The sequence below is a fragment of the Ornithinibacillus halophilus genome (assembly GCF_900129485.1).
GTDB lineage: Bacteria > Bacillota > Bacilli > Bacillales > Amphibacillaceae > Ornithinibacillus > Ornithinibacillus halophilus.
In genome coordinates, this window is the sequence record NZ_FQVW01000010.1 from 61,874 (window position 1) to 72,384 (window position 10,511).

General features: G+C 36.6%; 9 protein-coding genes and 2 riboswitches. Of the genes, 5 read left to right on the plus strand and 4 right to left on the minus strand.

All coding sequences use genetic code 11. The annotated features are described in order from the left end of the window. Positions 1 to 14 precede the first annotated feature (14 nt). Positions 15 to 572, minus strand: coding sequence for a DoxX family membrane protein (locus BUB12_RS06520; RefSeq protein ID WP_072889279.1), 558 nt, complete (start codon positions 570 to 572; stop codon positions 15 to 17). Positions 573 to 910: 338 nt separating this feature from the next. Between BUB12_RS06520 and BUB12_RS06525 the strand changes: the two genes are divergently transcribed. From BUB12_RS06525 to BUB12_RS06535, 3 genes are all read left to right on the plus strand, one after another. Next, positions 911 to 2,164, plus strand: a complete 1,254-nt coding sequence (locus tag BUB12_RS06525) for an amidohydrolase family protein (protein WP_072889281.1) — start codon at positions 911 to 913, stop codon at positions 2,162 to 2,164. A 158-nt stretch (positions 2,165 to 2,322) separates the two neighbouring features. Then, a complete protein-coding gene (locus BUB12_RS06530) occupies positions 2,323 to 3,765 on the plus strand; it encodes an MFS transporter (RefSeq protein ID WP_072889283.1) in 1,443 nt (480 codons plus the stop codon). A 61-nt stretch (positions 3,766 to 3,826) separates the two neighbouring features. Continuing rightward, positions 3,827 to 5,011 (plus strand): amidohydrolase, encoded by a 1,185-nt coding sequence (locus BUB12_RS06535; RefSeq protein ID WP_072889285.1) that lies wholly within the window; start codon positions 3,827 to 3,829, stop codon positions 5,009 to 5,011. 56 nt (positions 5,012 to 5,067) lie between these two features. Here BUB12_RS06535 and BUB12_RS06540 read toward each other — a convergent pair whose 3' ends face one another. Beyond that, on the minus strand, positions 5,068 to 6,234 hold the full coding sequence (locus BUB12_RS06540; RefSeq protein WP_072889287.1) for an MFS transporter: 1,167 nt from the start codon (positions 6,232 to 6,234) through the stop codon (positions 5,068 to 5,070). Positions 6,235 to 6,445: 211 nt separating this feature from the next. Continuing rightward, positions 6,446 to 7,561 (minus strand): BMP family lipoprotein, encoded by a 1,116-nt coding sequence (locus tag BUB12_RS06545; RefSeq protein WP_072889289.1) that lies wholly within the window; start codon positions 7,559 to 7,561, stop codon positions 6,446 to 6,448. A gap of 309 nt (positions 7,562 to 7,870) precedes the next feature. Then, a riboswitch (purine riboswitch) is annotated at positions 7,871 to 7,972 on the minus strand. A gap of 252 nt (positions 7,973 to 8,224) precedes the next feature. After that, positions 8,225 to 8,328, plus strand: a riboswitch (SAM riboswitch). 98 nt (positions 8,329 to 8,426) lie between these two features. On the opposite strand from BUB12_RS06545, the gene BUB12_RS06550 reads away from it, so the two are divergent. Then, positions 8,427 to 8,753 (plus strand): hypothetical protein, encoded by a 327-nt coding sequence (locus tag BUB12_RS06550; protein WP_072889291.1) that lies wholly within the window; start codon positions 8,427 to 8,429, stop codon positions 8,751 to 8,753. 132 nt (positions 8,754 to 8,885) lie between these two features. Here the strand turns inward: BUB12_RS06550 and BUB12_RS06555 are convergent, their stop codons facing one another. Further along, on the minus strand, positions 8,886 to 9,275 hold the full coding sequence (locus tag BUB12_RS06555; protein WP_072889293.1) for a hypothetical protein: 390 nt from the start codon (positions 9,273 to 9,275) through the stop codon (positions 8,886 to 8,888). Between the two features lie 286 nt (positions 9,276 to 9,561). Here BUB12_RS06555 and BUB12_RS06560 point away from each other — a divergent pair, with 286 nt between their 5' ends. Continuing rightward, positions 9,562 to 10,413 carry an MBL fold metallo-hydrolase gene (locus BUB12_RS06560; protein WP_072889295.1) on the plus strand — a complete coding sequence of 284 codons (852 nt, stop codon included), beginning with the start codon at positions 9,562 to 9,564 and terminating at the stop codon, positions 10,411 to 10,413. Positions 10,414 to 10,511 lie beyond the last annotated feature (98 nt).

The following is a 10,511-nucleotide window of genomic DNA, read 5'->3' on the forward strand; positions in this document are numbered from 1 at the left end:
TTATTTGAGAAAAATCAATTATTTTTCCGTGTCCACGGTGTACCTAGTCTTGGCAATGCCCATCGGTCAAGACCATACCATCCTGCTACTTTCCATGCTAGTACTAACCATGATGCGAGTATAAATAATAATGGGTTTGAGCTTAGTGTACCTGCGAATAAAAAGGTAACGTTCATGATACTTCCAAAGAAAGCAGCAATTCCAGTTAATAAACCTAAGATAAGTCCTAAACCAACTGCAATTTCTCCAAAAACGACCAAATAAGAAAACACCGTTGCATTAGGAAGTACAATGTTCTCTAAGAATGATGCATACCAACCTGCAACGTCTCCACCAGTAGCTGATTTTTCAATTGCACCACCTACAAAACCTTGGATTGCTGCACCTGCATTTTCACCTGTCCATGCTGGTGAACCTAATTTCCCCCAACCTGAAGTTAACCACACATAACCAACATACAAACGGATGATTAACCAAATCCAAGCAGAGCGAGTATTGTTAAATAGGTACCTGGATACAGGGTTTTCACGGATAATAATTTCATTTTCTGCTACTACGTTTTCTTTTCCCATACTACATCCCCCTCGTTTTAGTAAAACATATTTTTAGCTGTTTCCAAGATGTACTTAAATTATCATATGGTATTTATTTCCTTCAGCAGATACTTGTGAGTTCTGTACCCTTTATTTAATTTCCTGAAACTCCTTTTGTTTAACGATTTTTTTCTGAAAAGGATGAAATAAACATACCTACTATCTTTAGATCCTGTAATTTCTACCGTTCCATCCTCAAGACATCTCTAATGTCTAATTCTAAATAAGAACTAAAATACCAGGAATCACTTTAATGAGTTCTTTCAATACAATCTGATATACTAAATACTGGATAATAATGAAAAGGAGCCATATAGATGAAGAAGAAATTTATTAATGCAACCATTTATGGAAATCCAGAATCTCATGAAATACTCGTAGAAAATAGTCAGTTTAAAGCCATTGGCAGTGGTGTAGGAGAGGCTGATGAAGTGATTGATTTAGAAGGACGCCTCGTACTTCCACCTTATGTTGATCCCCATTTGCATTTAGACTATATCTTTTCAGGCCTAGGAGAAGGAAACGCAAATATTTCTGGAACATTATTTGAAGGAATCCAGCGTTGGAGTGATAATAAAAAAACCTTAACTGAGGAATTAGTCCGTGACCGTGCCATCAAAGGAATTCAAAAAGAAGTAAGTAAAGGTGTTCAATTTATTCGCACTCACGTTGATATTACAGACCCTAATTTAACTGGAATGAAAGCACTGGTTAAACTGCGAGAAGAACTAAAAGATGTTGTAACCTTGCAACTTGTTGCCTTTCCACAAGAAGGATTCTTCCGATATAAAGGTGCAGAACAGTTAATGGAAGAAGCACTTGAAATGGGAGCTGATGTTGCAGGAGGTATCCCCCATTTTGAAATTTCCTATGAACATGGTGTAGAATCATTAAAACGAATTGTAGACATGGCTATCAAATACAACGTTATGATTGATATCCACTGTGATGAAAATGATGATCCGAATAGCCGATTTTTAGAAGTTTTAAATGCACTAGTTATGGAAAAAGATTATGGGTCTTACACTACAGCTAGTCACACGTGCAGCTTCGGTTCTGTTGAAAATAGTTATGCCAATAAAATGCTTGGGCTATTTCGTGAATCACAGATTAACTTTATTTCTTGTCCAACTGAAAATGCGCATTTACAAGGGCGTGGTGACACGTATCCGAAGCGCCGTGGCTTAACGCGTGTAAAAGAGTTACTAGCAAACGGCAATAGTGTCGCATTCGCTCAAGATTCCATTGCGGATTACTGGTATCCTTTAGGCAATGGAAATATGATGAATATTTTAGATAACGGAATTCATTTAGCGCATTATACACATATTGATGAAATTAATAAGGCTTTGGACTTGATAACATATAACGGTGCCAACATTTTACGAGTTCAAGATGAGTATGGAATTGAAGTTGGAAAACCAGCCAACTTTATCGTCTTAGATGCCAAAGATGCTTATGAAGCAATTCGCGAACGCGCCGAAGTACTTATGTCAATTCGCAATGGAGAATATTTATTTAAACGACAACCAAGAAAAAATGAAATAGAGGTTGATTTTCTAAAGCAATAAGCTTTCTTCCAAAAATAACAACTCCTGTAATCCCCCGTGACTACAGGAGTTTCTTTTTTCTTCCTTTCGTTACCTAACATAATAAATCTTTGGTAATCAAATAGTAAGGATGAGCCAACTTTAAAAAACACTCTACTCCAATATAAGGAGGATTTATTATGGATACAACTACAAATGAAACTTCATATAAAGGTACCAATAAAATGATTATTGGGATTGTCTTTGGGGTAATCACCTTCTGGCTTTTTGCTCAGGCAATGGTAAATATTGTACCTGCTGTGCAAGAAGACTTAGGAGTTAACCTTGGAGCACTAAATATCGCAATAAGTCTAACTTCATTATTCTCTGGAATGTTTATCGTTGTAGCCGGTGGATTAGCAGACCGACTGGGACGAAAAAAAATCACTTATCTAGGATTGATTTTAAGTATTGCTGGTTCGCTATTACTTGTGTTAGCACAAGGTTCCGTGCTCTTAATTATCGGACGTGTGTTACAAGGATTGTCAGCAGCATGTATTATGCCAGCAACAATAGCTTTAATGAAGGCCTATTTTGAAGGGGCAGAACGACAGCGTGCTCTTAGTTATTGGTCAATTGGATCATGGGGTGGCTCTGGTGTTACATCGTTTGCAGGTGGGGCCATCGCAACTTATTTGGGTTGGAAATGGATTTTCATTTTTTCCATCGTCTTCGCTCTACTAGCGATGTGGCTAATCAAAGATGTTCCAGAAAGCAAAGCCCAAACATCTGGTAAATTCAAATTTGATTACGGCGGCTTAACCATCTTTATTATTACGATGCTGGCTTTAAACGTTGTAATTACACAAGGGGCAGAATTAGGGTGGACTAGTCCACTAACGCTAGTATTAGCTGCAGTAGCGATTGTCGGAACCATAATGTTTGTTCGCTATGAAATGCGATTAAAACATACTCCTTTAATCGATTTTAAATTGTTTAAAAACAAACCATATACAGGTGCAACCATTTCTAACTTCTTGCTAAATGCAGTTGCAGGTACACTGATTGTTGCTAATACGTATGTTCAAGTGGGACGTGGATTCTCTGCCTTTCAATCGGGTATGTTGTCCATAGGATATCTTGTTGCCGTTCTAGCTATGATTCGTGTTGGTGAGAAAATCATGCAACGTGTTGGTGCAAGAAATCCGATGATTTGGGGTACATCCATCACTTTAATTGGTGTTGCGATTATGGGATTAACCTTTTTACCAGATACACTATATACCATCACTGTATTTGTCGGGTTTATCTTATTCGGATTAGGTTTGGGGATGTATGCGACGCCATCTACGGATACTGCAGTAGCTTCTGCACCAGATAATAAAGTTGGTGAAGCATCTGGTGTTTATAAGATGGCTAGTTCATTAGGGAATGCATTTGGTATTGCGATATCAGCCACTGTTTACAGCACGGTTGCAGCTTACAGTACTGTTAATATCGCAGCGACTACAGGTATAATCACAAATGTAGTCTTTTCCATTCTATCTCTATTTTCCATAATTATCCTTGTTCCTAATAACGTTGGTAAGTCGAAGAGGCGAAAACAAAAAACCTCTACACGACTTGCGGGGGCAAGACATTAATGGAATCAATAATAGTGGGGGATTTACTCCCCCCATTAATACAAGTGAAAGGAGTGCGCCTATGAGAGATGAATTAATAAAAATGCTTGAATCTCGGCAAGAAGAAATGATTGAGATTCGACGTTATTTACATGAAAACCCGGAACTTTCTTTCAAAGAAGATAAGACAGCAAAATATATCGAGGATTTTTATAAAGATAAAGATGTAACAGTGGAAACAAATGTTGGGAATGGACATGGAATCATTGTAACCATTCAAGGGGCACAACCGGGGAAAACGTTAGGATTACGAGCAGATTTTGATGCTCTTCCAATAACAGAAGAAACAGACGTCCCTTTTAAATCCAAAAATGATGGCGTCATGCATGCGTGTGGACATGATGCACACACTGCCTATTTACTTGTCCTAGCTGATTGTCTGATCCAATTAAAAGACAACATCAAAGGAACTGTAAAAATCGTTCACCAACATGCCGAAGAAGTTCCACCTGGTGGAGCTAAAAGCATCATGGAAACAGGAAAATTGGACGATGTAGATGCCATTTTTGGAATCCATGTGTTACCACTAGCTCCTGCAGGTACGGTTGGTTACCATAGTGGCTATGCATTCAATGGAAGAACATATTTTAAATTAGCTATTAAAGGAAGAGGTGGACATGGTTCCTCTCCTGATAAAGCCAATGACTCCATTGTTGCTGGTAGCTATTTTGTAACAGCTGTCCAAACCATCGTAAGTCGTCGATTAAATCCAATGAAAACAGGCGTTGTTACGATCGGATCATTTGATGGAAAAGGAACGTTTAACGTCATCAAAGACAGCATTGAAATTGAAGGAGACATTCGCTACTCTGATGATGAAGCACAAGAAGTAATTGCCAAAGAATTTCAGCGAATTGTTAGAGGAATTGAAGAACTTTTCGGTGTCACCTATGAATTAACCTATACTCCTGATTATCCACCATTGTACAATGATCCAGAATTAACCGATTTCGTTGCAGAAACTTTAAATAACATCGAGGATCCAGATATAACGAAAGTAGAAGAATTTCCTAAAATGGCTCCTTCCGATGATTTTGCTTATTATTTGAAAAAGATACCTGGCTCGTACTTTTACATTGGTTGTACACCAGAAGGAGTGGAAGAACCTTACTTTAACCACCATCCTAAATTTGATATTGATGAAAAATCAATTCTTGTTGCTGCTAAAGCAGTTGGACACGTTACTTGTACCTATTTGGAGGAATAGTAAATAAAAAAACCTAGCACTTTATGGAGAATTTCCATCAAGGTGCTAGGTACATTTTATCCCACTGCTCTTTCTTCCTGAAGAACGTGGTGTTTTTTCATGGATATAAGTGCTGTAACTAGAGATAGCGTGACAAGTACCCCACCTATTGTTGCCGTTTGCTCAACAGAACCATGTTCAATTATCAAACCACCTAATAAAGAACCAAAAGCAATTCCAAAGTGTAAGGATGAATTATTCAGGCTTTGCTGGATATCAGAGGTTTCTGGTGATGCATCGATTAAATAGCTCTGCATTGCTGGTGTAATCGCCCAGCTCAAAATCCCCCAAATAACAATACCTAGAAGAAATAGGGATATAGCTACTGTTGTGTACGGAATCGCAAATATCGTTACACTAAAAATTACAATCGACACTAGAATTATTTTGTTGGAACCGAAGCGATCGGAAAGTGTGCCACCAATTCCTCCACCACTTACAGCTGCCACACCAAAGACAAAATAAATGATACTGATCCAGTTACCATCTAGACTTGTCGTAGATTGAATAAATGGCTTTAAATAAGCATATATTGACGTGTGTCCTGCTATATATAAAAATGTGGTTATTTGTGCAAAAAGAATTTTACTACTTTTTAATGTCGCTAATTGCGTTCGAATCGGAACAGAGGGCTTCGGTTCAACTCGTTCCATTAACAAGGAAACACCTATGATAGAAAATACAGTCAGAATTGTAATGAAAAGAAATGGTGCTCGCCAACCAAATGCATTACCAAGCATTAATCCAATCGGAATTCCTAATACAAGAGAACCACTGACACCCATCGATACAATCCCAATTGCGCGCCCTCGGTACTTTGGCTCGACGATTGTTGGTGCCATAACAAGACATAGAATAATCAACAAGGCACCACTTGTAGCTGTAATCATTCTCCCTAAAAACAAAATACTATAATTTGGACTCAGTACTGTAACAATATTTCCAAGTAAAAAGATAATTAAATTAATTAACGTTAACCGTTTCCGTTCTATTTTTGCTGTTGCTATTAACAGAATAGGTGATGCAATAGCAAAGATTAGTGAAAAAATTGTTATTAAATACCCTGCTTGTCCAAGGGTTACGTTTAAATCCTCTGCGATTAAATCTAGAATTCCACTTATAATTAATTCGACCATCCCAATAACGAAGGATATGATCATAAGTAAATAAACTCGTTTATCCATTCATAGTTGTCCTCTCTAAGAAAAGATGTTCTTATCTCTAAAAAATTATCCAACATTAATAGTAAACCTATTTAATAGGTTAAACAAGTTGATTTTTTCGAGTATATTTAACCATTATCTCATTCCATTAAAAAATTCGCACGGGAAATATGAATTACCGTGCGAATTTATAAGTCCATATATTTTTAGGAATTAGCTCTCCTACTTTTAATTATAAGGAGTCGATATATTGCTCTAACTCTTCAGTTGTTTGTGGAACTTCCACATTACCATCAAGGATTTTTTCTTCCCATTCTTCAACAGCTGTAATTATTTCGTCTGTCATTGCTTCTTCATTAGTTGTTGCGATTGTTATTGCATTTTCTTCAATACCATATTCAAGAAGTTCTCCAGCCGGGAATTCACCTTTCATTCCTCTTTCAATAACATCTTGAACAGCAACATCTACACGTTTAACCATAGAAGTTAATGTTACATTATTCTCATCAATTTGCCCTTCTTCATACTGATCACGGTCTACACCGATTACCCATAGTTCACGGTCCGGATCATTATGCTTTTGGTCTCTAGCTTCATTAAAAATACCATTACCTGTTCCACCAGATGCATGATAAATTACATCTACACCATTTCCATACATATTTGTAGCTATCATTTTACCTTTTGCTGGTTCAGTAAATGATTCTGCATATTGAACTTCGACTTGAATATCAGGGTTGATTGATTTCACTCCAGCGATAAAACCTGATTCAAATTTCTTAATTAATGGAGATTCAATTCCTCCAACAAATCCAACTTTATTTGTTTTTGTTTTCAATGCTGCTGCTACCCCAACTAAAAATGACCCTTGATGTTCCTTAAATGTAATACTTGCAGCGTTTGGAGCATCAACTACTTCATCAATGATAGCGAAGTTAGTATCAGCGAATTGCTCTGCAGATTTTTGAAGGTCTTCTTTTAATTTGAACCCAACACCGAAGATAAGGTCATAATCATCACGAACAAAACGTGAGATATTAGGCATATAATCTGCAGATGAATTTGATTGTGCGTAATCAAATCCTTCCCCTTTAGATAGCCCGTTGTTGTCTCCCCAAGCTTTAATACCTTCCCAAGCAGATTGGTTGAATGATTTATCATCTACTCCACCTTCATCTGTAACCATACTAACTTTATAATCAGAAGCCTGTTCACCTTCAGAAGCAGTATTTCCATTTTCATCTGTATTAGCATTATTTCCTTCATTATTCTCATCTGCTCCACCACACGCTGCTAGGAACAGACCTAAAGATAGAATTGCAACAAGTAAAAATAAACGATTTTTCATTAGTTTTCCTCCTATGTCTTATACATTTCTGTGTAATTACCAATAAAAATATAGTGATTTTTCTTAGTTTTTCTCATTTATAACAAAACATGTAACCCTATTTTTTCCCTAACAACCTCCCCACTTACAAATTACTCAATTTTTCATACAAGACTAAAAAAAGCCCGAAACACATGCTGATATGTAAAAGCATGTATCTCGAGCTCATTCCATCGAAATCAGAAAAACAACTATTAAAAACATGATACATCGTCAAGTGTATGCGAACATCGATGTCTTAACTGTTTACTAGTAAATAGTAAAATAGAAGTAATTCCGTACGCTTTTCATAGTCAGTTTATTTGAGGTAAACTGGTAGAAACTTGCAGGCCGTATTCCTGCCGTTATATGAAAAATTATGTTATGTTCGTAATTTAGTTTATCATCATTTGTTTAAAAAGTAAACATTTGTAATCAAAATTATTTTTCAAAAGAGTAAACCCTTAATAATAATATGTTTTTCATTGTAGAACGGAGATTTTTTATTATTATTTTCCAACTTAAAAATATCTATATACGAACTATAATTTCATTTTTAATTAAATCGTTCGTTAATTTATTAAAGGGAATATCATTATTTTTGCATCATCATCCAGTCCATGGTAAACTATAAATAATTCAATACGGTTATCAAGAGTGAACGAGAGTACTGGCTCAATGACTTCACAGCAACCTACCCTAAAAGGTAAGGTGCTCCTACCAGCAAAGCTTGCTTTGGATGATAACGAACGGTGCTATTTGCCCTTTGTCTGCATTCAAATGCAGCAAAGGGCTTTTTTCATTATTCTTGATACCTATTGAATAAAAATAATAGGAGGAATGCTTAATGAATACGACAGGTTTTATTCGTGGTTACATGTCCAAAAACCAAGAAGGAGAAAAATATTTAGATCACGTGGTTGGGGTGATTGAACAGCAACTTCAAGAAATCGATGAGAATTATGAAGCAGAGGTAACTAAGATAGAAGAATATAAAATATCCGTCCGAAACAACAATCAAGCTATCCATATAAAAATCTCAAAACCTCAGTTATTAAAGTTACAATCTCGTTCACCTTATTCTCTAGATAAGTATATTTGGACAAATTTAACCAAAAACGGGGTAGAAGTGACTAATGCGAACGGCAATTATTTAGATTACGTTTTTAGGTAAATATATCAATCCACCTTGGCCGGTTAAGTCCAGGTGGATTGATTTTTTGCATATACAATTTTAAAATCAGCGTTATACTTCCAATTTCTCAAGAAAAGGTGCCTGACGCTATGGTCAGACACCTTTTAAATTCTATGAGCAGCCACATCTTCTGCGTCTTCTTCTACGATTATCCATCGCTCCTAATACATCATCGTCGTCATCTCTTCGTTTTCTTCGACGATCATCCACTACTCCTAACACATCATCGTCATCTCTTCGTTTTCTTCGACGATCATCCACTACTCCTAACACATCGTCGTCATCTCTTCGTTTTCTTCGGCGATCATCCATTACTCCTAACACATCGTCGTCATCTCTTCGTTTTCTTCGGCGATCATCCATTACTCCTAATACATCATCGTCATCTCTTCGTTTTCTTCGGCGATCATCCATTACTCCTAACACATCGTCGTTATTTCTTCTACGGCCACCTCTTTCAGCAAGGACACCAGTATTTCTTCCTGTTCTACAACTTGACATAATACTTCCCTCCTTTCTTAATTACGATTAATATATTCTTTTTAAGATTGAGTGAAACGTTATTTGTCCACAATAAACTGTCTAATTCTAATGGAAGAGAAAAATATTCTTAGTGAAGGATAAAATGGATTTTAAAATAATGAAAAATATTTATTTAATAAATGTATTCCATTTGAAGGTACACCTGGAACTGTCTCTCTTCGTATAACCACCAATCTCTTCAGAATAAATAAAGAGTACTAGAGTCAAGCTAAAAATTATAATTGTATGTAAGGAGCATATGAACATGCAAAAATTTGAAAAACTTAGTGATCGCCTCTTTTATTTACCTCCATACCAAAAAACAGATCGGCCAATATTAGCTGCTGTTGTTGGTGAGAAGCAGACACTTATCATTGATGCTGGGAATTCTTCTGACCATGCCAAACTTTTCAACGAGCAATTAGCTGCTCATCAAGTCTATGGTGATATTCTCATACTTACGCATTGGCATTGGGACCACGTATTTGGCTTATCCGAAATGAACATGCCATCTATTGCGAATTCTTTAACTTACGACAACATTAAAAAATTGCAAAAATATTCTTGGGATGATGGGGCATTGGAACAACGTGTGGAATCCGGGATTGAAATTCCATTTTGCGCAGATGCGATAAAGCTAGAACTAGGAAAGAATAGAGAGATTTCCATTCCTGATCCGACCATTCTCTTTGACCATCAACTGAAACTAAATCTTGGTGGGATAACTTGCCATATTGAGCATCTTGGAGGAGATCATTCACCTGATTCGAATATTGTTTATATCCCAGAGGAAAAAGCGCTTTTCCTAGGGGACTGCCTTTATTCAAATATGTACGCAGAAAAATGGCACTATACTTATGAACAGATGAATAGGCTTTTAAATAAAATTGAAAGCTTTGAAGCAAATATCTATTTCTTGTCGCACCATCCCGCACCTTTGACGAAGCAACAATTTTCTTCCTTTGCCAATTTATTAAGAACTAGTGCGGAATTAACTAAAAAGCACCAAGGAGAATTAAATGCAATTACAAGTGAGATGTCCTCACAGTTTGGCCGTGAGTTAAATGAAGATGATCTAGAAATAATTACGTATTTTATTAATGGGTTCTTTCAGTAATTATTGGCATCGGTGATAAATGCACCGTAACTTTCAATCACCAGAGCAAGTGGCTCGATTACCGTAGAACTCTTTCTGCTTCGGCTTCCGGCATCGAG

Excerpts from the sequence above, each read along its gene's own strand:
- BUB12_RS06520 (WP_072889279.1), bottom strand. The coding sequence starts at position 572 with ATGGGAAAAGAAAACGTAGTAGCAGAAAATGAAATTATTATCCGTGAA.
- BUB12_RS06540 (WP_072889287.1), bottom strand. The coding sequence starts at position 6,234 with ATGGATAAACGAGTTTATTTACTTATGATCATATCCTTCGTTATTGGG.
- BUB12_RS06560 (WP_072889295.1), top strand. The coding sequence starts at position 9,562 with ATGCAAAAATTTGAAAAACTTAGTGATCGCCTCTTTTATTTACCTCCA.
- BUB12_RS06555 (WP_072889293.1), bottom strand. The coding sequence starts at position 9,275 with ATGTCAAGTTGTAGAACAGGAAGAAATACTGGTGTCCTTGCTGAAAGA.
- BUB12_RS06550 (WP_072889291.1), top strand. The coding sequence starts at position 8,427 with ATGAATACGACAGGTTTTATTCGTGGTTACATGTCCAAAAACCAAGAA.
- BUB12_RS06530 (WP_072889283.1), top strand. The coding sequence starts at position 2,323 with ATGGATACAACTACAAATGAAACTTCATATAAAGGTACCAATAAAATG.
- BUB12_RS06535 (WP_072889285.1), top strand. The coding sequence starts at position 3,827 with ATGAGAGATGAATTAATAAAAATGCTTGAATCTCGGCAAGAAGAAATG.
- BUB12_RS06545 (WP_072889289.1), bottom strand. The coding sequence starts at position 7,561 with ATGAAAAATCGTTTATTTTTACTTGTTGCAATTCTATCTTTAGGTCTG.
- BUB12_RS06525 (WP_072889281.1), top strand. The coding sequence starts at position 911 with ATGAAGAAGAAATTTATTAATGCAACCATTTATGGAAATCCAGAATCT.